This is a genomic window from Rhizobium sp. BK212, from assembly GCF_014197475.1.
Lineage (GTDB): Bacteria > Pseudomonadota > Alphaproteobacteria > Rhizobiales > Rhizobiaceae > Rhizobium > Rhizobium anhuiense.
Genome location: NZ_JACIFS010000003.1, coordinates 168,537 through 191,605, shown reverse-complemented (window position 1 = coordinate 191,605; position 23,069 = coordinate 168,537). Strand labels below are relative to the sequence as shown.

Genomic DNA, 23,069 nt, shown 5'->3' with positions numbered 1-23,069 from the left:
CCCTCACCGATCGGCCGCTATGTCCCAGTTATGGATACAGCGGTCGAGGCCGATGGCGATCTCGAGCACGAGAACGTCATGGTCGACCGCCGCTCCCTTCTTGGGCTCAGATCGGTAGCGCTGCGGAAAATCCGTGCGCCGCGAGATCGAGCAGACCTCCATCCACTTGTCGCCATTGTCGACCTCGATATCCATCGTCACCTCGGAATAGGCCGGCAGCCGGTCGGAGGGCACCATCCGCGTCGGCAGATGGATCAGCGATGCGATCATGCGGCGGACCGGTTCTAGGCAGGCGGCGTGATAGTCGTTGCCACTGTCGGCCGTGAAGGCGCATTGGAATTCGAGCTGCCAGAATTCCTTCAGTCGCATGTGTTTCGTCGGCTGTTCCTGCTCGCGGCGATAGGATCTGCCGGCCTGCCAAACGCAGAGCGGCAGTCGCGTCTTCGAATGATTGCCGAGAATGTGCTGCATGTAGATGTAGGTCGATGGCGTGGTTTCCGGTCGCAGGACCAGCGCGGCATCGCTGGCGGAGAGCTGTTCCTGAACCCAGATATCGGCGTTCGAATAGGCGCTCGACACCAGCGCCTGCGGCATCAGCGCCGGCGCCTCGACCCTCCTGACATCCCAGGCCGGATTGACCGACCTGAGAAAACTGCGGACCTCTTGCGAGAAGAAGGCGATCATATGATCGCGCAGATGGATCTCACGCTCCTCCCAATGGACGAGCGAATTGACATGATAAAGATTGAGCACGGTGCCTGTCTCCCTGGCAACCTTGATTGGCGTGGTGAGGGGCTTTACGTCCAGCAGCGCGCCGGACGCCCGCAGCGCTCCGACGTCACAGCAGGACGCGAAGACCTCGTCCGCCAAAAGCGCGCACCGTCACGACCTGCAGGCAGGTGCTGATATGACGGGAGAAAAGCGCGGGCTTCATGCTCATGGCGAGTTTTCTACGTGCCGGGCGCATCCTTGTCAAAACCGAAAACGGTGAGACAAAAGGAACCAGCTGTGGATGACCCTTTTTTATTGCCCCTCGTCCTTCATTCCGTCACAAACTTTTATAATCCGCTGCATTCAGGCCAACGGCCCACTCGATCATCGAAACGACAGAGACAGCAATATTGATGACCAAGACGACATCCCGGCTCCTTGCCACCGCGCTCTCTTCCATTTTCCTGATGGGCGCTTTCACTCTGGCTGAGGCGGGCCAGGCAAGCTTCGTCGTCGATGCGCAGTCCGGTCAGGTCCTCGAAAGCTCCAATGAGGACGACCTGAACTATCCGGCGTCGCTGACCAAGATGATGACGCTCTATCTTGCCTTCGAGGCCCTGCATGACGGGCGCCTCAACTGGGACCAGAAGCTCACCATGTCGGAAAATGCCGAGAGCAAGGAGCCTTTCAAGCTCGCCGTCGGCGCCGGCCGCAAGGTGACGCTGCGCGAAGCGGTCGAGGGAATCGTCGTGCTGTCGGCCAATGATGCGGCGGTGGCGATCGCCGAGCAGCTTGGCGGCTCCGAACAGGCTTTCGCCGAGGCGATGACCGATAAGGCACGCCAGCTCGGCATGAAGGATACTGTCTTCAAGAATCCGTCGGGTCTTCCCGATCCGGAGCAGGTCACCACGGCGCGTGACATGGCCACACTCGGAATTTCGCTGATGCGGGACTTCCCCGAGGAGTTCAAGCTCTTCTCCATGCGCGGCTTCCAGTTCCGCGGCATGAAGCTGCGCGGCCATAACAACCTCATGTATCGCTATGACGGCGTCGACGGCATCAAGACCGGCTATACCGACGCATCGGGCTATAACGTCGTGACGTCGGCGCAGAAGGATGGCCGCCGCGTGGTCGGCGTCGTCATGGGCGAAAAGACCGCGAGCCTGCGCGACGACAAGATGGCAAGCCTGCTGGACAGCACCCTGCCGGCGTCATCGACCACCACAGCTTCCACGACACCCGGCAGCCAGCCGGGAGCGACGATGACGGATTCGCAACCGACGAAGTAGCTCCGGCAGGTTTTTGCTGACGGCTTATCTGAAAGCCACCTCCAGGTGTTGCCGGTCTTGGGCGATCACCCTGCAATTCGTTTCGAAGCCTTCGCCTTTGATGGCAAGGATGAATTCCGGCGGAATGCCTGACGTATTGGAGACCGAAATGCCGGCGCTCTCCGAACCGATGGACTTGACGGTGCAGTCGATGGTCGAGCGTCGATCGTTGAACAGGATCGAACCCGCCTTCAGCACCCGCCGTCGCGCGCCGATGGCGTGATCGGCGTGGATGGAACTCCACGACACGCAACGATTCCGTCCGCTGTGCTTGGCTTGATACATCGCGGCATCGGCTTGGGCCAGCAGGGTCTCGATTTCCTTGCTGACGATCGAAAGCGCCGACGTTCCGAAGCTGGCCGTAACGGTCAGGGCGCCGTGATCGCCGCGAATGATCTCAGAGGCGATGGCGGCTCTGAGTTTCTCGGCGACGGCGACAGCACCTTCCCGGTCGACATGCGGCAGGATAACGCCAAACTCCTCGCCTCCAAGACGGCCGAAAAGATCACCGGCTCGGAGCGCCGTCCTGCAGACCGCTGCGACCGCCTTGAGAACCTCGTCGCCTGCGGCATGCCCATGCGTATCGTTCACCTGCTTGAAATGATCGATATCGAAGACGATGCACGAGAGGTCATGCTTATGCCGCAGAGCGAGCGAGATCAGCTGATCGGCTTCCTGCTTGAAGGCGCGCCGTGTCATCGTCTCGGTCAGGCTGTCGGTGGCGGCCGATTGCATGAGCTCGATGCGGTCCATCGCCGCCCCCGCCAGCTCCTGGAGGATGCTGAGCTCTCGGTTGCCGAACGATCTTGGCCGACGGTCGATGGCGCATACCGTCCCGATCAAGTGCCCGGCTTTTGTTCTCAGCGGCACGCCGGCATAAAAGCGGATATGGTCTTCGCCTGTCACTGCAGGATGCTTCGAAAAGCGGGCATCCTTCGTGGCATCCTGCACGATAACAGGCTCGTCACAGTCCACAACGCAGCGGCAGAACGTGTCTTCGAGCGATACCTCGTCGGCCGAAAGGCCGGAGCATGCCTTGTACCACTGCCGATGCGCATCGATCAGGGATACGATGCCGATGTCGATGGAAAATATCTGCTTTATCAGGCGTACGATCCGCTCGAAGCCTTCGTCCCTCGGCGTATCGAGAAGGTCGAGCTGCTGCAGCGCAGCCAACCGAGCATTTTCGCGCTGAATCGCTTCCGACGACGACTTTCCGAATACGCGTGCGACCACCATGCAGCATGCCTCCTGATAGCGATAACATGATGCGTTCCACAAATTCATGAAGAAATTGAATACGATGGCGACCCCAAACTCATGAGGCCAAATATTCTTCAGAATCAGCAACCCTTGATGTCGACGCAGCGGTCGCGACCCGCCATCTCAGATTGAGCGCAGCGTCCAGCTGACGATCTCGGAGACAACCTTGGAGAAGGCGCGGTCGAGACCCTTGACGAAGCCGACATTGTCGCCGCCGGCCGGTGCCGTGGCGCGGAACACCTTCTGGGCGCGCACCGAGCCGTTGCGGTCGTTGAGGATCTTGGCCGAGATTTCGACCACAGCCTGATTGCCGCTCGACGCATCGATCTCGAAGGAGCGGATATCGGTGACGACCTGGTAGTCGATCGCCAGCCCCTGCCCCGGCATGCCAACGCCGCCGAGCTTGCCGGAGTTCTCGAAAGCTTCCACCAGCTTCGACTGTACAATGCGCGGCAGCTTGTCGCCCCACTGCGCCCGCGAGAGATACTGAATTTCCGAAGACGAAACACGGATGACGATCTGCTCGCTGTCGAGCGCCCGCAGCGCCGTCGGGCTGGCGATCAGGATCTGGCGGGATTTGGCCGCAGGCCCGTCGCCGTCGACGGCCGCGGACAGGTCATAGGTATCGTTCTTGGCCGCGGTGCCGCACCCCGAAAGGATCAGCGCCGTCAGCGGCAGCGCGATCACCGTTCCCTTGATCCACGAACGGCGCGACAACAGATGCGATGCGACCATATTAGGCTACCCCTGACTTCCCCTGTTAACGCCGCGTCCGGCCGTCATATTGCTTGACCGTGTCCCCGCCGAAGATCAGGCGCTGCGGATTGCGGTCGAAGTTGGTGATCGTATCGTTCAGATTGTTCACGGTTCCGCGCATGTCGTTGACGAGAGTCTGCACGTCGCGCAAGCCGCCGCTCGAAAATTTCTGCAGATTGTCGGCGATCGGGCCGATGCGCGAATTCAGGTTGTCGGCCACCTTCTTGAAGGATTCCAGCGTATCGCGCGCCTCAGTGAACAGCGATTGCGTATTGTCGGTTCCGAGCAGCGCATCGACTTTGATGAGAATCCCGTCGATGCGGGTCGAAGCCGAATTCAGCTTGTTGGTAAGCTGCGAGACGTCCTGGATCGTCTGGTCGATGTCTTTCTTGCGGGCTGAAACCGTATCGGCGACATCGCGAATCGAGGCGACGGCGGTGCGCGCATCCTTGGTCGCTTGCGCGATGTCGTCGACGGAACCCTTCACCTTTGCCGGGTCGATCTGGGCGACGAGCGTATCGACGCGGTCGAGTGTGGCCTGCGCCTGCTTGCCGAAATCGTTGAAGGTGGTGGCAGTCTGGTCGAATTTCTGGATCGCACCCTTGAGGTCGCCCGAGGCATCGGCAACATTGGCGGTGAGCTTCTCCGCATTGGAAACGATGTTGTCGATCTTCTGCGCATCGACCGCCTTGACCAGCTCTTCGACGGCCTTGAGCGTCGAGTCGACGCGGCCGGAAACCGCCTTCACCGTCTCCGAAAGCTGGCCGACGCTCTGCAGGAAGGAGTCGATATTGCCGGAATTCTTGGCAAGCGCGTCCGAGAAAGTCTCGGCATTCTTAAAAGTCTCGGTCAGCGGCCCGCGCGAATCCTCGATGAAACCCTGAAGTTCGCCGACCGCGTCGTTGGCGCGATCGAGGATCTTGTCTGCGGTCGCCAGAAGATTGGTGACGCTTGACTGGTCGGCGACGATGACGGCGCGTTTGTTATTGTCGATCGCATGCTGGAGGATGCTTTCCTCGCCCTTGCGGCCGCCTGAGAGTTCGATATAGGCGGCCCCGGTCAAGCCCTGGATTTCAAGGGCGGCCTTGGTGGACGGGTAGATCGGCGCATCGGTGCGCACCTGGGTGAAGGCCAGCGAATATTGCGGATCGTCGGCATCGATCGACAGTGTCTGCACCGAGCCGATCTGGATGCCGTTGAAGCGCACCGGCGAGCCGACACTAAGGCCGTTCGCCGATCCTGGAATCCGAACGATCAGTTCCGTCATCGGGCCGCCACGGCCATACTCCGCCATCCAGTAGACGAAGCCGAAGGCAGCCGCGATCACCAGCACCGTGAAAAAACCGACAATCGTGTAATTGGCTTTGGTTTCCATCTTATCCGGTCACTTCCCGCTGCTGCCGTGCCGCACGCCATTGTCCTGCGGCACGATCGACCGCGCCCGCTTACCCTTGAAATAGGCCTGCACCCACGGATCGTCATAGGCCAGCATGTCGTCGATCGTGCCTTCCACCATTACCCGCTTCTTTCCGAGCACGGCAATACGGTCGCAGACCGAAAACAGGCTGTCGAGGTCATGCGTTACCATATATACGGTCAGTCCCAGACTATCGCGCAGGTTGGCGATCAGTTCATCGAATTCGGCAGCGCCGATCGGGTCGAGACCCGAGGTCGGTTCGTCCAGGAAGACGAGTTCCGGATCGAGCGCCAGCGCGCGGGCAAGCGCGGCGCGCTTAATCATGCCGCCGGAGAGTTCGGACGGGTATTTGTCGGCGGCGTCAGCAGCAAGCCCGACCATACGGATCTTCAGATGCGCCAATTCGTCCATCAGCGAGCGCGGCAGATCGAGATATTCGCGCATCGGCACCTGGATATTTTCCTTGACCGTCAGCGACGAAAACAGCGCACCCTGCTGGAATAGTACGCCAAGCCGCATATCGAGCGCGTTGCGCTGGGGTTCGTCGAGTTCGTCGAAATCCTGGCCAAGGATCTTGATTGTGCCGGAGCGGCGCGGCAGCAGCCGGAGCACGGTGCGCATCAGCACGGATTTGCCGGTGCCCGACGCGCCAACGAATCCGAGAATCTCGCCGCGATAGATATCGAGATTCAGATTGTCGAGCACCACTTTGGAGCCGAAGCCGACGGTGACGTCGCGCGCCGAGAGCACGACATCCCTGCCCTGTCCTTCGCTTTCGATCGGTTGCTCGTTCACGGGGCTCGCCATGCTAGAAGTTGATCGCTGCATAGAACATCGCAAATAACCCGTCCATCAGGATGACGACGAAAATCGCCTTCACCACCGCGGCCGTTACGTGCTGGCCGAGCGATTCCGCGCTGCCGCCGACCTTCAGCCCTTCGACGGCGGCGACAATGCCGATGACGAGTGCCATGAACGGCGCCTTGATCATGCCTGAGAGCACCGTCGACAGCGTCACCGCCTCGTGCAGACGCGCCAGGAAATTGGCGAAGGTGATGCCGGAATAACCCCAGGCGACCGCAGCCGCACCGGCGAGCGACGCGAAATTCGCCAGCACCGTCAGAAGCGGCAGCGCGATGGTCAGCGCCACCAGCCGCGGGAAGATCAGCACACCGATCGGGTTCAGCCCCATCACCTTCAGCGCGTCGATCTCTTCGCGCATCTTCATCGAGCCGATTTCGGCGGTGATCGCGCTGCCCGAACGGCCGGCGATCATGATCGAGGTGAGAAGCACGCCGATTTCGCGCAATTGCAGAATGCCGACGAGATCGACGACGAAAACCTCGGCGCCGAAGTAGCGCAGCTGGAAGGCGCCCTGCTGGGCGATGATCGCCCCGATCAGAAACGACATCAGGAGGATGATCGGAACGGCGCGAACGCCCATATGGTCGATCTGGTTGACGATCGAGGCCGGCGAAACGCCGCTGCCGCGCCCGAATTTCATCTGCGCACCACGCACCGCCGAGCCGAGGATATACATGGCGGCGGCGAAATTGTCCCAGACCTCGTAGGTCATCTTGCCCACGGGCGCGAAGATGCGCGCGACGAGCGAGACCTTCTCCTGCTGCTCCGGCTCGGGTTTGGCCGGCTCCTCGGAAAACATCGCCAGCATTTCGTCGATATGCTGATTGGTGCCTTCGAAGCGAACCGTCCGTCCAGCCGCCTCCTCTTCCTTCTTCAGCCGGCACAGCAGCCAGATTCCGGCGGTATCGATATCCGAAATATGCGAGAGGTCGACAGTCAGGTCGCCGGCCTTCTGATGAAGGAGCTTTTCGAAGTCGCGCAGCACGAAATGAATATAGGCGCTGCGCCAATTGCCGCTCAGACGCACATGCTGCCCCGAACCATCGGCCTGGTCGTCCACGTCAAGCGAGGCAGCGTTGCGATTCTCGGCGTTCAAGATACTTATGTCTTTCAAGGCTTACAGCAACTTGCCGCGAATCGCGAACGGACCGTTCGACGACCGGCGCGTCAATATACAGAAGCAACGTGCAATTTCCATGCTCGCAGGACAGCAATAATGCCGCGCACCCTCGATATCCAGATGAATTCCTTTCCGATTGCCGGGACTTTCACCATCTCGCGCGGCGCCAAGACCGAGGCCGATGTCATCACCTGTACACTCGCCGAAGACGGTGCCCGGGGGCTTGGCGAATGCGTGCCCTATCGCCGCTATGGCGAGACCATGGAGAGCGTTTTCGCCCAGATCGAGGCCGCGCGTCCGCTGGTCGAGGCAGGCATTTCGCGCAGCGACCTGCTGTCGGCGATGCCGCCGGGCGCTGCGCGCAACGCCGTCGATTGCGCTCTCTGGGACCTGGAAGCGAAACGAACGGGTGAAAGCGTCGCCGTCCGTCTCGGCCTTGCCGATCTGAAGCCGCTCACCACCGCCTACACCATCTCGCTCGGTGAGCCGGAGGTGATGGCCGCCCAGGCGCGCGAACATGCCGGCCGCGCACTGCTCAAGGTCAAGGTCGGAACCGGCGATGATGAAAGCCGCATCCGCGCCGTCCGCGCGGCCGCACCCGATTCCAAAATCATCCTTGACGCCAATGAGGGCTGGCCGGAAGCGGTGCTCGAACGCCACCTCAATATCGCGGCGCAAGCGGGGGTGGCGCTCGTCGAACAGCCGCTGCCGGCTGGCCGCGATGGGATGCTTGCCGAAATCCGCCGCCCGCTCCTCGTCTGCGCCGACGAGAGCGTCCACCACACCGGCGATCTCGCAAGCCTCGCCGACCGCTACGACGCGATCAACATCAAGCTCGACAAGACCGGCGGCCTGACGGAGGCCCTGGCAACGAAGGCCGAGGCCGAACGGCTTGGATTCGGCATCATGATCGGCTGCATGGTCGGCACCTCGCTTGCCATGGCGCCGGCCGTGCTGCTCGCCCAGACTGCCGATTTCGTCGATCTCGATGGTCCGTTGCTGCTTGCACGCGACCGCGAGCCCGGCCTGCGCTACGCCGCTTCCCTGGTCTTTCCGCCGGAAAGCACCCTCTGGGGCTGAAGATAATAGGCTGAGATGACGAGGCCGAGGCCGGAGAGCGCGACCAGCGCCATGACGTAATAACTGACGACACCGAGCCAGGAATAGAGATAACCCGACGTCAACGTCATCAGCGCCATCGCCATGCCGACATAGAAGAAATAGGCGCCCTGCGCCGATGATTCCTGTGTTTCCTGCACCGTCGCCATGATCCGCCGCTGCACCCCGGTATGCACGAAGGCATAGGTGAAGCCGTGGAAACACTGCAGCAGAAAGAAACCGACAAAGCCCGTATTCATCGGAAACAGGATCCAGCGGCAGACGCTGACGGCGCAGCCGAAGCGGATCAGCGTCCAGGCGTTGAAGCGCCGGTTGAGACGTTTCGACAGGAAAAACACCGTTACCTCCGAAGCGACGCCGGCGCTCCAGAGCAGGCCGACCTGCGTGCCGGAGAAGCCGAGTTGATGCCAGTAGATCGAGGAAAAAGCGTTGAGCACAGCGTGGCTCGACTGCTGGATGGCGACGCCGATCAGAAGCAGCAGCAGATGCGGCTCGCGCAACCCGCTGCCGGTGGCGGCCGGAATGTTGATCGGCTGGCCGCGCCGCCGCGTCGGCCCGATGCGCGGACAGAAGATCGCCATGACGACGGTCATGATGAAGCCGAACACCATGATATCAAGCACCATCTCGCCGCCCCACCGGCTGATCAACTGGCCACCGACCAACGTCGAGACGATGAAGGCGATAGAGCCCCACACTCGCATCGATCCGTAATCGAGCCCCCAACGGCGCACGCCCGAGATGACGATCGATTCGACGACGGGCACATAGGGCGCGAAGGTGGCGCCCTGCAGCGCATAGACGATCGTCACAGGCCAGAAGGTCGTCGTCCAGAAGAGCGCAATCGCCGTCAGCAGCGACAGGCAGCCAGACCAGAGCAAGACGTCGGCGCGTTCCTTCAGGCGATCGGCGATCATGGCGACGACAGGCGCCACCAGCACGCGAACCACCATCGGTACGGCAAGGATGATGCCGATCTCGTGATCGCTGAAGCTGTGGGTTGCGAGCCAGACGGGAAAGAACGGCAGAACGATGCCGTTGACGAGCAGCGGCGCACAATAGGAAAGCGCGCTGAGCAGCCGGAAGCGCGGCGGCGCTCCCTCACCCGTCGGGGAATGTTGAGCGGGAATCATGGGCAGACCTGAAGGAAACTGGACGTTGTCCTAACACGCCACCCTGGAGGCGACTATTGCGAGAAATAGCCGTTCTGAAACGTTTTAGAAAATAAATAGGGCCTGTCACCTGACGGTAACGGCTAAATTCTTGGGAGCGCGGGCACGGATGTGCCAGCACAAAAATCAGGCCGCCAAAATCAGGCAGCTTGGGGGGCGAGTTCGCCCTCGTCATGCATTTCGATGGCGGCAAGCGCCGGCACGCTGCTGGCGAGCGCCCGCCAGGTGATCAGTTCGAACGTACCGTCCTCGTGCTCGGCGACCGCCGTGCAGCTTTCCACCCAATCGCCGGTGTTGATGTAGCGGATGCCGTCCATGTCCTGAATGATGGCATGATGGATATGTCCGCAGATCACGCCATCGGCGCCGTTTTTGCGGGCTTCCTCGGCCACGACGCGCTCGAATTCACCGATGAAGTTGACGGCATGCTTGACCTGCAGCTTGGCCCAGGCCGAGAACGACCAGTAGGGCATACCGAGCCGGCGGCGCACTGCCGCCAGGAGAATGTTGATGCGGATCGCCGTATCGTAAGCCCAGTCGCCGAGATAGGCGAGCAGCCGGGCGTTGCGGACGACGACGTCGAATTCGTCGCCGTGCAGGATCAGGTATTTCTTGCCGTCGGCGCCGTCATGCATCATGCGCTCGACGACCTCGATGCCACCGAAATGCATGCCCGGGAAGTCTCGCAGGAATTCGTCGTGATTGCCGGGAATATAGACGACGCGGGTGCCCTTGCGCGCCTTGCGCAGCAGTTTCTGAACGACGTCATTGCAGACCTGCGGCCAATACCAGCTGCGCTTCAGACGCCAGCCGTCGACGATGTCGCCGACGAGCACGATTGTTTCGGCTTCGTGGTGGCGCAGGAAATCCAAGAGGAAGTCGGCCTTCGCGGCCTTCGAGCCGAGGTGGACATCGGAAATGAAGAGCGTGCGGAAATATCTGGGTTCCATCATGTCTTTCACGAGCTGCCGCTCATGTCCCCATCTTTCATCTAACCTTCCAAAACCAGACTCGTGTTTCAGGATGATGACAAGATGTGGAAAAGCGCTGCAAACCGCTCATCCCCCGCTGGCAGAATGCCTGCGCCGCGCGGGCAGAATGCCCGTCGCTGCGCTGGCAGAGTGTCCATCGCCGCGCGGCCCGCCAGCCATGTTGCCCTGCGCATTCAGGGCGGTCATGATGACAGCGATTCATATCCGACAATGCGGGATGGCTGATGCGTATCTTTCTCGTTCGCCACGGCGAATCCCTCGGCAACATCAATGAACAGGCCTATCGCCAATTCGGCGATCATAACGTTCCGCTGACGCAGTGGGGCTATCGGCAGGCGCTGGAGGCAGGCAGCGTGATCGCCTCCTATGTCACGGCGTTGCCGAGCGCCGGTTTCGGCAAGCTGCACATCTGGTACTCGCCCTTTCTCAGGACGCGGCAGAGCAAGGATGCGCTGCTTGCAGCCCTGCCGGAAAGCGTCGTCGGTGACATCAGGGAGGATTATCTGCTGCGCGAGCAGGATTTCGGTCTCTTCACCGAGATCTATGATCATGCCGAACAGAAGCAGAAGTTTCCCGACGAGTTCGAAAAATGGGCAAGGCTGCGCAGCAACAGCGGCAAATTCTACGCTCGGCCGCCGGATGGCGAGAGCCGGGCGGATGTGGCCCAGCGGGTGCGCCTGTTCCTGCAGACCGTCATGCACGACGCCGAAAATAGCGACCACAACGTCGTGATCGTCGGCCATGGCGTCACCAACCGGGCGGTGGAAATGAACTTCCTGCACCGCCCCGTCGAGTGGTTCGAGCGCTCCGACAATCCCGGAAACGCCGATATCACCCTGATCGAGGGGACGCGCTCGCAAGGATACGAGTCGATCCTGCTGCATCAGGCGGTCGATCGGCAGCCGGGACAGGAAGGCGAACTGCGCGATGCGTATGGCGCCGACATGACGATCACGCCGAAGCTCGGCGGCTAGCAACACAGCCTAGAAATGAACGGCCCGGTGCGAAGGTGTGTGGCGGGTTGCGCAAGGCAACCCGCCAACTCGTCGGTTCAGGCGGTGACGTCGCGTCAGCTCGGTGACGTCATGGTTGCCGGCTCCTGCGCGGTCGACGCTTCCTCGTTCATCGCCTCCGGCCGTTTCGTCCTCAGGAGACGCAGCACGAAGACGAAGAAGACGGGAACGAAGAAGATCGCCAGCACCGTCGCCGAGATCATGCCACCAAGCACGCCGGTGCCGATGGCATTCTGGCTGGCCGCGCTTGGCCCGGTGGCGATCGCCAGCGGCACCACGCCCAAGGTGAAGGCGAGCGAAGTCATGATGATCGGCCGGAAGCGCAGACGAGCGCCTTCGATCGCAGCCTCCATCAGCGATTTCCCCTCGGCAAAGCCGTCCTTGGCGAATTCGACGATCAAGATGGCGTTCTTGGCCGACAATCCGATGATCGCGATCAGGCCGACCTTGAAGTAGATGTCGTTGGACATGTCGCGGCTCATCACCGCGAGCACACAGCCGATGACGCCGAGCGGCACGACCAGCATCACCGACAGCGGGATCGACCAGCTCTCGTAAAGCCCCGACAGCAGCAGGAAGACGAAAAGAATGCTGAGGCCGAACAGGAACGGCGCCTGCGATCCGGATCTGAGCTCCTCCAGCGACTGGCCGGTCCATTCGAAGCCGAAGCCGTCGGGAAGTTCGGCGGCCAGCCGCTCCATTTCGGCAATCGCCGCGCCCGATGAATATCCCGGCGCCGGAGCGCCGGAAATGCGCACGGCGGGGTAGCCGTTATAGCCGACGATCTGCGCCGGTCCCTTCTGCCATTCGGCGATGGCGAAGGACGACAGCGGCACCATGCCGCCGCTCGCATTGCGGACATTGAGCTTCATCAGGTCTTCGGCCTGAAGTCTGCTCTTGTCCTGCGCCTGCACGATGACGCGCTGCATGCGGCCCGAATTCGGGAAGTCGTTGACATAGCTCGAACCGAGATTGGCGGTGATCGTGCTGTTGATGTCGGCGAAGGCGACGCCGAAGGTATTTGCCTTTTCGCGGTCGATGACCAGCACGAGTTGGGCCGAGTCGGGCATGCCTTCCGGGCGGATACCGGCGATGACGGGATTCTCAGATGCCTTGCCGATCAGAATGCCCGCCGCCTCGGTCAGTGCCGCCTGGCCCTTCGCCCCACGATCCTGAAGGCGGAAGGTGAAGCCGTTGGTCGTGCCGAAACCTTCGATCGGCGGCGGCGACAGCGCGAAGGACGTGGCATCCTTCAGCCCAAACAGCTGCATATTGGCGCGGTTGGAGATCTCCTGCACCGAATTGCCGGCGCCGCGTTCGGCCCAGTCCTTGAGCGTGACGAACACCAGGGCGGCGTTCGGTCCCTGCCCGGAGAAGCTGAAGCCCTGGATCGCGACGACGTTGGCAACGGCCGGTTCCTTCCTGAAGATCGCCTCGATGCTTTCGAGCGAAGCCACGGTGCGGTTGCGGCTCGCCTCCGGCGGTCCCTGCACGTCGACGATCAGGAATCCCTGGTCCTCATCCGGCACGAAGCTGCTCGGCAGGTTGACGAAGAGATAGCCGAGGCCGACGACCAGCGCGAGATAGACGGCCATGACCCGCCAGGAGCGCTTGGCCAATCCCCCGACGGTGCGGGCGTAGCGGCCGGTCAGCCGGTCGAAATTGCGGTTGAACCAGCCGGCCATGCCCTTCTTTTCATGATGGCCCTTGATCGGTTTCAGGAAGGTGGCGCAGAGCGCCGGTGTCAGCGACAGCGCCAGGAAGGCCGAAAACAGGATTGAGACAACCATGGTCAGGCTGAACTGGCGGTAGATGATGCCGGTCGAGCCCGGGAAGAACGCCATCGGCACGAAGACGCAGGAAAGAACCAGCGTGATGCCGAGGATCGCGCCGGTGATCTGTCGCATCGCCTTCTTGGTCGCCTCCTTTGGCGACAGCCCTTCCACCGCCATCAGCCGCTCGACGTTTTCCACCACCACGATGGCGTCGTCGACGAGAATGCCGATGGCCAGCACCATCGCAAACATCGTCAGCACGTTGATCGAGAAGCCGGCGGCATACATGACAGCAAGCGTCCCAAGCAGCGCGACCGGCACGACGAGCGTTGGAATGATGGTGTAGCGGAAGCTCTGCAGGAAGATGAGCATGACGACGAAGACGAGTGCGACGGCTTCTGCGAGCGTATGCGCCACCTTCTCGATCGATGCCGAGACGAACGGGCTGGTGTCGTAGGGAACCGCATATTCGACGCCCGCCGGGAAGAAGCGCGATAGCTCCTCCATCTTCGCCTTGACCAGATTGGAGGTATTGACGGCATTGCCTGTCGACGACAGCTGGATGGCGATCGCCGCACTCGGCTGTCCGTTCAAGCGGGTGGAAAAGCTGTAGCTCTCGCTGCCCTCTTCGATGCGCGCGACATCGCGCAGCCTGACGTTCGATCCGTCGGCATTGGCGCGCAGCACGATGTCTCCGAACTCCTTGGTGTCGGTCAACTGTCCCTTGACCAGCACCGTCGCCGTCAGGTCCTGCGAGATCGGATTGGGTGCGGCGCCGATCTGGCCCGCCGCCACCTGGGCATTCTGCGCCGAAATCGCCGCGCTGATGTCAGAGGCGGCGAGATTGAGGCCGACCATCTTGTCGGGATCGATCCAGATACGCATCGCCCGCTGCGAGGCAAACAACTGCGCGCGACCGACGCCTTCGAGACGGCGCAGCTCGCCGATGACGTTCCGGTTGAGATAATCGCCGAGCGCCACCTCATCGGTCTTGCCGTCTGTCGAGGTCAGCGAGATGAACATCAGGAAGCCGGACGACGCCTCCTCGACCGTGATGCCCTGATCCTTGACCGACTGCGGCAACCGCGGCTCGACACGGCGGATGGCGTTCTGAACGTCAACCGAGGCCTGGTCGATATCGGTGCCTGCCGCAAAAGTCGCAGTGATCGTCATCGCGCCCGATGTATCGGAGGTCGACTCGAAATAGGAAAGATGCTCGACCCCGTTCAGCTCTTCCTCGATCTGGCGGGTGACGCCCTGATAGATATCTTGCGGCGACGCGCCGGGATAGCTTGTGGTGATGCTGAGTTGCGGCGGCGCGACCTTCGGATATTGGGCGACCGGCAGGAAGGGCAGCGCGATCAGGCCGGCGATGGAGATGAAGATCGCAAAGACCCAGGCAAGGATCGGGCGATCGATAAAGAAACGTGCCATCGAGTTTACTCCGGCTTCTTGGCGTCACCGGACGCGAGCTGGCCATCCCGCCATTCTTCCGGCGCGACCTTTGCGCCCGGCTGCAGCTTCTGGACACCGTCGACGACAAGGCGTTCGCCCGACGACAGGCCGCTTTCGACGACCCATTCATTGCCGGAGGATTGACCGAGTTCGATATCGCGCGGTTGCGCCGCGTCTCCCTCCAGGACGACATAGACCTGCGCCTTGCCATCGGCCGTGCGGATGACGGCGCGCTGCGGAATGAGGATTGCCTTCTCACGGACGGCCTGCTCGATGCGAACACGGACATAAAGCCCCGGCAGCAGGTCGCCCTTCGGATTGGGGAATTCACCGCGGAGCGTGACCTGACCCGTCGTTGCATCGACGCTGGCGCTGCTGAAGAGCAGCTTTCCGGCTTCGCCATAGACCGTGCCGTCGTCGAAGACGAGCTTGATATCGGCCTTCCCGGCTTCCGTCGATGCCAGGCTGCCGTTCTCGACCGCCCGCGTCAGCGCCAGCAGGTCTCCGGAGGATTGCGTGAAGTCGGCATAGACCGGGTCGATCTGCTGGATCATCGCCAGTGCATCCCCGGCGTCGGCCGTCACCAGCGCGCCTTCCGTCACCAGCGCGCCGCCGATGATGCCAGTGATCGGCGCCCGGACTTCGGTATAGCCGAGATTGATCTTCGCCTCGTCGAGCGCTGCCTGCGCCAGCGCGACATCGGCATCGGCCTGGGCAAGGGCGACGGCGGCCGCATCATATTCGATACCGCTTGCGACATCGCGGTCGCGCAGCGACTTCTGGCGCTCCAATTGCTGGCGGGCATTCAACTGCGTCGCCTTGGCGCGCTCGAGGCTTGCCTCGGCACTCGCCACGCGGACCCGGAAGAGCGCCGGATCGATCCGGTAGAGCACGTCACCCTGGTGAACGAGACTGCCCTGCTCGAACACCCGTTCCTGCAGGATGCCGGAAACCCTAGCCCGCACTTCCGAAACGCGCGTTGCGGCAATGCGGCCGGGCAATTCGCTGATAACGGGAACCGGACGCGCCTTGAGCGTCAGGACGCTGACGGCTGCAGGCGGCATCGCGCCGCCTTCCTGTGCGTGAGCCGGCAGTCCGGCGCCGAGCAACAGCGCCAGCGTCAGCGCGTAACCTAATGATTTCGGACGAAAAAGCATATTCATAAGCCTTCCTGATGGTCCGCTGGGGTCCAAAAAAGCACAGCCCGCCGACATGACGTTCGGCGGGCCTCGTGAACCGACAGATAGTCGATCTTTTTTCGCATTACAAGATACCTACCGGTCGGTATGATAGCATTCTCATACTTGAAGTTCCCATGGTCCGGCGATCCCGGGAGTGATACTGATCCTCTCGAACCGTCTCGACGCGAAGCTTATCCCGAACACAGGTCATGCATTGGTAGATAGCCCTCGCAACAGAAAGAAACAGCCGGATGTCGTGCGGCAGGCTCTTCTCGATTGCGCCACGAAGCTGGCGCTCGAACATGGTCTCGCCGCCGTCAGCCTGCAGGCAGTCGCCAGCGCAGCCGGCGTGACCAAGGGAGGTCTGTTTCACCACTTCCCCAATAAGCAGGCGCTCATAGAAGCCGTATTCGACGGCATGATGGAAAATCTCGACCGCGAGATCGACCAGGAACTGGAAAGGGATAAGGGCGGCCACGGCACATTCACCCGCGCCTATGTCCGCACGCTATTTGCCGACCGCGCCCTCAACAACAGCCCTTGGTCGGCGCAGACCATGACCGTGCTTGCCGACCCCTACTCCAAGTCGCTCTGGCATAAATGGATGAATGACCGGCTCATCAAACACGCCGAAACCGACGCTGGAATGCGGCTCGAAATCGTTCGCCTGGCGGCGGACGGAGCATGGCTTACCCATGTTCTGAGGCCTGACAACCAGGCGGCTCCCGACGACACGGCGCTGTTGCAGCAATTGATCGAACTCACCAAAGGCTGACAAGGAACAGATTGTCACCGGCCGAGGACATCAGTCGTCGAGCACTCGGATCATTTTGCCGCCGCGCGTAAAGCGAACGCGCGGCGCAGGCTCAATGCCTTGATGTCGCGCCATTCCCGTCAGGCAGCCCGTACGGCCGCCGTGGGTTTGACGTTCTGGTTCATCCGGAACAGATTGTTCGGATCGTAACGCCGCTTGATTTCGGCAAGGCGGCTGTAATTGGCACCGTAAGCGCTTTCGACCCGATCGGTCTCGTCCTCCGGCATGAAGTTGACATAGGCGGTGCCGACCGAATGCGGCTTGGTTGCCTCGAAGAGTTCCCGCGCCCAACCGACGCAATTTCCGTCCATTCCCGTTTCCCGCCAGCGGGCATGCACATTCATGACGAAATGCGAGCTGCGCTGCGGAAATGCGGTGGCCTCTGTGGGCACGCGGCCGGCAGCACCGCCGACATGGCCGATGAAGATCTCGCATTCCGGTCCGGGCAGCTTGCGCACGGCCTTGAGCAGCACGTCGATTGCCGCATCCGATAGGGCGGCGAAATCCTGGCTCTTCCAGTAATTGCGCGCACCGGGCGTCAGCAGCGGGTCGAATGCCTGCTGCCAGCCGGTGAACGGCACCGGGCCGACGACATCGGCAATCGGCTTTCCGATCGCGCGCAATCTCGCCGCAGCCTTCTCTCCCGCCGCAATGTCTCCGCAATAGCACATGGCGAGCACCACGATCTCCTTGCCGTGCCATTCGGTGGGAATGAACGGCAGCGGCGGCGCCTGGCGCATCACCACCCAGCAGGTCAGCTCGTCGGGTGCTTCTTCCAGTGCCTGCCGGTACTCCTTAAGCACCTTTTCCGCATCGGCGAAGGGATGCACGACGAGGCCGGCCAGAACCTCTGTATTGAGCGAGTTGAGCTTGAACTCGAAGGAGGTGACGACGCCGAAATTGCCGCCGCCGCCGCGCAGCGCCCAGAACAGGTCAGGTTTCTCAGTCTCGCTCGCCTTGACCAGTTCACCGTCGGCCGTCACCACATCGACCGAAAGCAGATTGTCGAGCGTTAGCCCGAATTTGCGGGTCAGCCAGCCGAAGCCGCCGCCGAGCGTCAGGCCGGCGATGCCGGTGGTGGAATTGATCCCGGTCGGCAGTACCAGCCCGAAGGCCAGCGTTTCCTTGTCGACATCGGCAAGCGTCGCCCCCGGCTCGATCCTGGCGCGCTTGGTCTCAGGATCGATCCGCACCGACTTCATCGCCGACAGGTCGATGACGATACCGCCCTCGCAGACGGCGTTGCCGGCAATGCCGTGCCCGCCGCCACGCACTGAAACGAGCAGATTATTGTCGCGTGCAAACCGCACTGCCCGCACGACATCGGCTGCACCAGCGCAGCGCGCGATAAGCCCGGGCCGGCGATCGATCATCGCATTCCAGATCGCCCGCGCATCGTTGTAATCCATATCCTTGCTGGTCAGCAGACTGCCGCGAAATCCGGCGGCAAAGGCATCGATGGCTACGTCATTGACCATCGTCTGACCCCTTTGCAGAGTCGTCAGGTTCAAATTGTCCATGATTTCCTCCATGCGACCGGCGCCCCGCACCGTCGCGGCCGGCATCCTGCGCCTGTTGAGGTCGTCAAACAAGTTTTCCAAAAGGATTAGCTAACGGAGGCCGCCGCTTGGCCCCACGGCACGCCCATCACGAAAACTTTTCCCATCCCCCATTTCCATACTGTCCCCCGTAGCCGATTGATGTATGGAGGAAAACTCAAAAGACGTGCACGGAGGCGGCAATGGATCACCCGGATAAATCCAAGACGGAAAAGAACCTGACGAGCGGCGATCTCGACGAACAGGCGCTTTTCTTCCACCGCTATCCCCGTCCGGGCAAGTTGGAGATCCAGGCGACCAAGCCACTCGGCAACCAGCGCGACCTGGCGCTCGCCTATTCGCCGGGTGTTGCCGCCCCCTGCCTCGCCATCCGCGACAATCCCGAAATGGCGGCCGAATACACCTCGCGCGCCAATCTCGTCGCCGTCATCTCCAACGGCACCGCCGTGCTCGGCCTCGGCAATATCGGTCCGCTCGCCTCCAAGCCGGTTATGGAGGGCAAGGCCGTACTCTTCAAGAAATTCGCCGGCATCGACGTCTTCGACATCGAGATCGACGCAGCAAGCGTCGAGCAGATGGTCTCGACCGTCTCCTCGCTGGAGCCGACCTTCGGCGGCATCAACCTCGAAGATATCAAGGCGCCGGAATGTTTCGAGGTCGAGCGGCGCCTGCGCGAGAAGATGAAGATCCCCGTCTTCCACGACGATCAGCACGGCACGGCGATCATCGTCGCCGCCGCGATTCTGAACGGGCTGGAACTCGCCGGCAAGAACATCGCCGACATCAAGATCGTCGCCTCCGGCGCGGGTGCTGCCGCCCTTGCCTGCCTCAACCTGCTTGTCATTCTCGGGGCGAAGCGCGAAAACATCTGGGTCCACGATCTCGAAGGCCTCGTCTATGAGGGCCGCACCGAGCTGATGGACGAATGGAAATCCGTCTATGCCCAGAAGAGCGACACGCGCACGCTGGCCGAAAATATCGGCGGCGCCGACGTCTTCCTCGGCCTTTCCGCCGCCGGCGTCCTGAAGCCGGAGCTGCTGGCGCAGATGGCCGACAAGCCGCTGATCATGGCGCTCGCCAACCCGACGCCGGAGATCATGCCGGATCTCGCCCGCGCCGCCCGCCCCGATGCGATGATCTGCACCGGCCGCTCGGATTTCGCCAACCAGGTCAACAACGTCCTCTGCTTCCCCTATATCTTCCGCGGCGCGCTCGATTGCGGCGCCGAGACGATCAATGAGGAAATGAAGATGGCGGCGGTGCGCGCCATCGCCGCGCTTGCCCGCGAAGAGCCGTCCGACGTCGCCGCCCGTGCCTATTCCGGTGAGACCCCGGTCTTCGGTCCGGATTACCTCATCCCCTCGCCCTTCGATCCGCGCCTCATCCTCCGCATCGCGCCTGCGGTCGCCAAGGCAGCAGAACTGAGCGGCGTGGCGCGTCGCCCGATCCAGGATTTCGACGCCTATCTCGACCAGCTGAACCGCTTCGTCTTCCGCTCCGGCTTCGTCATGAAGCCGATCTTCACCGCCGCCAAGGCTGCAGAGCGCAAGCGCGTCATCTTCTCCGAAGGCGAGGACGAACGCGTGCTGCGCGCCGCCCAGGTGCTGCTCGAGGAAGGCCTCGCCGAACCGATCCTCATCGGCCGCCCGCAGGTCATCGAAACGCGCCTCAAGCGTTACGGGCTGCGCATCCGGCCGCTGCAGGATTTCGAGGTGATCAACCCGGAAGACGATCCGCGCTTCCGTGAATATGTCGATCTCTATTTCTCGCTCGTCGGCCGCCGCGGCGTCATTCCCGAAGCCGCCCGCACCATCGTGCGCACCAACACCACCGTCATCGGCGCGCTGGCGCTGCGGCGCGGTGAGGCCGATGCGCTGATCTGCGGCCTCGAAGGCCGCTACGAGAAGCACCTGCGCGATGTCCGCCTGATCATCGGCAAGCGCAAGGATGTCCGTGATTTCTCCGCACTCAGCCTGATGATCTCGCAGCGCGGCGCCACCTTCTTCACCGACACCTACGTCACCTTCAATCCGACCGCCGAGGAGGTTGCCGAGGCGACGGTGCTGGCGGCCGAGGAAATCCGCCGTTTCGGCATCACCCCGCGCGCCGCCCTCGTCTCGCATTCGAACTTCGGCTCGCGCGAATCCGAAAGCGCCACGAAAATGCGCAGCGCTCTGCAGCTCGTGCGCGACGCCGCTCCCGATCTCGAAGTCGACGGCGAAATGCACGGCGAAAGCGCCATCACCGAAGCGCTGCGCAAGCGCGTCATGCCGGACACGACCTTGCACGACGAAGCGAACCTCCTGGTCTTCCCGAACCTCGATGCCGCCAACATCACGCTTGGTGTCGTCAAGTCGATGACCGACGGCCTGCATGTCGGACCGATCCTGCTCGGCACGGCCCTGCCCGCACACATCCTTGCCCCTTCGGTCACCTCCCGCGGCGTCGTCAACATGGCGGCACTCGCCGTCGTCGAAGCATCGCAGCCGGCCTAAGCCGGCTCCTCATTTCGTCATGCTCAGGCTTGTCCTGGGCATCTGCAACCGGTTGATATGAAACAGCTATCGGGCGCCTTGTAACGAAAGGCGCCCTCTATCCGCAAGCGCGTCCGCACGTTCGTTGCCGGCGATGCCGAAATGGCCTTTGCACCAGGCAATTGCCACCAGACCGTTCTGGGACAGCTGAAGGTCAACCGCTTTCCAGAGTTCCGCATTGGCGATCGTTCGGCTTCGGCCATTGCCATTCGGGCTGCTTTTCTTCCAGCCATTGTTCTTCCAGATATGCCGCCGGCTGTTGCAGCCTTTGACGACGTAGACGGAATCCGACCAGATGGTCGCAGCTTCGCCTGTCGTTTGGCTATTGATCCATATTGCCGCCTCGAGGACGGCGGCCAATTCCATCGAATTATTGGCGGAATCTTCGACGCCGCCGAAGCCGGAGGCGATCTCCACGGCATCGCGATAAGCGACAAAAGCCCAACCCCCATGCCCGGAGCCGGGTTCGTAGCAACCGTCGACGAAGAGGTGGAGGCCATGTTGGCCTTCCGATATTCCGACTGTTGTTGCAGGGAAGTGAAGCTTGTTGGAAATGCTCGTCATTTTCTCCGCTTTTTGCCTTCGCTGCGCCAGCGCAATTTGCGACTGCCTGCTCGCCCCGAAGCGGACATTCGAACTGTACCTCTGCGTTGTGTCAACCATTGACGATGGTGGCGGCAACAGTGCCCGCCCCGACCGAGAACTGTAGGGCAATGTGGATCATGGACAATGAATCTGCCCCGACCTCCCCTTACGGAAGATTACCCGCGTCTGCTGGATAAGATCGCGAAAATGCGCTAGGATTTTCTCCAAGCTCATTAAGAGAAACGCCTTAAGAGACAATGCGCGGCGATCGAGGCCGCAATCGACCGATCGACTTTTTGCTCACCCCGGACGACGCCGTGAAACGCCGAAACTTGTCTCTTGCCCTCCTCCTCGCCTTCGCAGCGCCGGCCGCCGCCCAGACGAGCGCTGTCTGCGAGGACCTGCGCGGCCGTCTCGCCGATCTGCCGCGATCGATCGGCAATAGCAACGGCCGGGAAGCGCGCCAATATGCCAGCGCCATGGCCGAGCAGAACCTCGAGCTGCGCAAGGTTCGCAACGAGCTGCGCAACAATGGCTGCACCTCGGGCAGCATGGTCGTGATCGGCGGCGAGAATGCCGATTATTGCGGTGAACTCTCGCAGTCCGAAGGCCGCATGATCGACAATATCCAATATCTCCAGGACCGCCGTAACGAGCTGGCCGGCCAGAGCGGCGATGATGGGACGCGCCGTGAACTGATCTCCGCGCTCGATCGCAATGGCTGCAACAGCGAAAACTTCTATGCCCCGAGCGATCGCAGCGCCGCCGACCCCGCCCCGAGCATCGAGGAGCAGGCGATGCGCACCGATACCTTCATTCCGCTCGGCGGCGGTGAAGAGGTCGATCCGCGCTACGGCCTGCCGCGGGCCGAAATGCTCTCGCCGGTCAGCACCATGTGTGTGCGCACCTGCGACGGCGGCTTCTTCCCGATCAGCTCGAACGCCACTTCGGTCGATTTCGGCCGCGACGCCCAGACGTGCGCCAAGATGTGCCCGGGTATCGAGACAGAGCTGTTCTATCGTGACGTGACGAGCACCGAAGCCTCGAACATGATCTCGGTCGCAACGGGCACGCCCTACAGCGCCATGAAAAACGCCTTTGCCTACAAGAACCGCACGCCGGGGGAAAAGTCCTCCTGCGCCTGCAATCTCACCGCCTACTACGATGAGATGCGCGGCAAGCAGCCGTCAAGCGAACCGCCGCAACAAGGTTCGATCACCACCATCCGCACCAATCCCAGGGCGAAGGATGCTGCCGCAGCCCCACCGCAACCATCCGTCCCGGAGCGCCCCTACGATCCCGTGCAGAACAAGGTCCGCCAGGTCGGCCCGCAATTTCTTGCCGGTGATCAAGGCTCGATCGACCTCGCCAATCCGGCAACACCGGGGCCGCAGCCTCAACAGCAGTGATT

The 23,069-nt window shown here is 61.9% G+C and carries 18 protein-coding genes; 6 read left to right on the top strand and 12 right to left on the bottom strand.

Going from position 1 to position 23,069, the window contains the following annotated elements; genetic code table 11:
• Positions 1–3: 3 nt before the first annotated feature.
• Positions 4–753 carry an aminoacyl--tRNA ligase-related protein gene (locus FHT79_RS10915; protein WP_097594353.1) on the bottom strand — a complete coding sequence of 250 codons (750 nt, stop codon included), beginning with the start codon at positions 751–753 and terminating at the stop codon, positions 4–6.
• A gap of 371 nt (positions 754–1,124) precedes the next feature.
• On the opposite strand from FHT79_RS10915, the gene FHT79_RS10910 reads away from it, so the two are divergent.
• On the top strand, positions 1,125–2,000 hold the full coding sequence (locus FHT79_RS10910; protein ID WP_097594352.1) for a D-alanyl-D-alanine carboxypeptidase family protein: 876 nt from the start codon (positions 1,125–1,127) through the stop codon (positions 1,998–2,000).
• A 24-nt stretch (positions 2,001–2,024) separates the two neighbouring features.
• Here the strand turns inward: FHT79_RS10910 and FHT79_RS10905 are convergent, their stop codons facing one another.
• The 5 genes from FHT79_RS10905 to FHT79_RS10885 form a co-directional block, all read right to left on the bottom strand.
• Complete coding sequence (locus tag FHT79_RS10905) at positions 2,025–3,278, bottom strand: sensor domain-containing diguanylate cyclase (protein ID WP_097594431.1); 1,254 nt, start codon at positions 3,276–3,278, stop codon at positions 2,025–2,027.
• A 147-nt stretch (positions 3,279–3,425) separates the two neighbouring features.
• Positions 3,426–4,037 (bottom strand): ABC-type transport auxiliary lipoprotein family protein, encoded by a 612-nt coding sequence (locus FHT79_RS10900; RefSeq protein ID WP_097594351.1) that lies wholly within the window; start codon positions 4,035–4,037, stop codon positions 3,426–3,428.
• A gap of 25 nt (positions 4,038–4,062) precedes the next feature.
• The gene (locus tag FHT79_RS10895; protein WP_097594350.1) at positions 4,063–5,433 is read right to left on the bottom strand and encodes an MlaD family protein; all 1,371 of its coding nucleotides are present in this window, start codon (positions 5,431–5,433) and stop codon (positions 4,063–4,065) included.
• A gap of 9 nt (positions 5,434–5,442) precedes the next feature.
• A complete protein-coding gene (locus FHT79_RS10890) occupies positions 5,443–6,282 on the bottom strand; it encodes an ABC transporter ATP-binding protein (protein WP_047610063.1) in 840 nt (279 codons plus the stop codon).
• Between the two features lies 1 nt (position 6,283).
• Positions 6,284–7,453, bottom strand: a complete 1,170-nt coding sequence (locus FHT79_RS10885; protein ID WP_179874661.1) for an MlaE family lipid ABC transporter permease subunit — start codon at positions 7,451–7,453, stop codon at positions 6,284–6,286.
• A 102-nt stretch (positions 7,454–7,555) separates the two neighbouring features.
• Between FHT79_RS10885 and dgcA the strand changes: the two genes are divergently transcribed.
• Complete coding sequence (gene dgcA, locus FHT79_RS10880) at positions 7,556–8,539, top strand: N-acetyl-D-Glu racemase DgcA (protein WP_097594348.1); 984 nt, start codon at positions 7,556–7,558, stop codon at positions 8,537–8,539.
• Here the strand turns inward: dgcA and FHT79_RS10875 are convergent.
• Positions 8,491–9,711: an MFS transporter gene (locus FHT79_RS10875; protein WP_097594347.1), complete on the bottom strand. Its 1,221-nt coding sequence runs from the start codon at positions 9,709–9,711 to the stop codon at positions 8,491–8,493. The genes dgcA and FHT79_RS10875 overlap by 49 nt on opposite strands.
• 179 nt (positions 9,712–9,890) lie before the next feature.
• Positions 9,891–10,703 carry a UDP-2,3-diacylglucosamine diphosphatase gene (locus FHT79_RS10870; RefSeq protein ID WP_097594346.1) on the bottom strand — a complete coding sequence of 271 codons (813 nt, stop codon included), beginning with the start codon at positions 10,701–10,703 and terminating at the stop codon, positions 9,891–9,893.
• 263 nt (positions 10,704–10,966) lie between these two features.
• Between FHT79_RS10870 and FHT79_RS10865 the strand changes: the two genes are divergently transcribed.
• On the top strand, positions 10,967–11,716 hold the full coding sequence (locus tag FHT79_RS10865; RefSeq protein WP_097594344.1) for a phosphoglycerate mutase family protein: 750 nt from the start codon (positions 10,967–10,969) through the stop codon (positions 11,714–11,716).
• A gap of 95 nt (positions 11,717–11,811) precedes the next feature.
• On the opposite strand, the gene FHT79_RS10860 is transcribed toward FHT79_RS10865, so the two are convergent.
• Complete coding sequence (locus tag FHT79_RS10860) at positions 11,812–14,964, bottom strand: efflux RND transporter permease subunit (RefSeq protein ID WP_183903357.1); 3,153 nt, start codon at positions 14,962–14,964, stop codon at positions 11,812–11,814.
• A 5-nt stretch (positions 14,965–14,969) separates the two neighbouring features.
• Entirely contained in the window at positions 14,970–16,148 is a 1,179-nt protein-coding gene (locus FHT79_RS10855) for an efflux RND transporter periplasmic adaptor subunit (protein WP_183903356.1), read from the bottom strand.
• A 232-nt stretch (positions 16,149–16,380) separates the two neighbouring features.
• On the opposite strand from FHT79_RS10855, the gene FHT79_RS10850 reads away from it, so the two are divergent.
• Positions 16,381–16,941 carry a TetR/AcrR family transcriptional regulator gene (locus FHT79_RS10850; RefSeq protein WP_028758686.1) on the top strand — a complete coding sequence of 187 codons (561 nt, stop codon included), beginning with the start codon at positions 16,381–16,383 and terminating at the stop codon, positions 16,939–16,941.
• Between the two features lie 119 nt (positions 16,942–17,060).
• Here the strand turns inward: FHT79_RS10850 and FHT79_RS10845 are convergent, their stop codons facing one another.
• On the bottom strand, positions 17,061–18,500 hold the full coding sequence (locus FHT79_RS10845) for an FAD-binding oxidoreductase (RefSeq protein WP_028758685.1): 1,440 nt from the start codon (positions 18,498–18,500) through the stop codon (positions 17,061–17,063).
• A 221-nt stretch (positions 18,501–18,721) separates the two neighbouring features.
• Between FHT79_RS10845 and FHT79_RS10840 the strand changes: the two genes are divergently transcribed.
• Positions 18,722–21,034, top strand: coding sequence for an NADP-dependent malic enzyme (locus FHT79_RS10840; RefSeq protein ID WP_028758684.1), 2,313 nt, complete (start codon positions 18,722–18,724; stop codon positions 21,032–21,034).
• Positions 21,035–21,100: 66 nt separating this feature from the next.
• Here FHT79_RS10840 and FHT79_RS10835 read toward each other — a convergent pair whose 3' ends face one another.
• The gene (locus tag FHT79_RS10835; RefSeq protein ID WP_028758683.1) at positions 21,101–21,637 is read right to left on the bottom strand and encodes a ribonuclease H; all 537 of its coding nucleotides are present in this window, start codon (positions 21,635–21,637) and stop codon (positions 21,101–21,103) included.
• 338 nt (positions 21,638–21,975) lie between these two features.
• Here FHT79_RS10835 and FHT79_RS10830 point away from each other — a divergent pair, with 338 nt between their 5' ends.
• Positions 21,976–23,067, top strand: coding sequence for a DUF2865 domain-containing protein (locus FHT79_RS10830; RefSeq protein WP_028758682.1), 1,092 nt, complete (start codon positions 21,976–21,978; stop codon positions 23,065–23,067).
• The last annotated feature ends 2 nt before the right edge of the window (positions 23,068–23,069 follow it).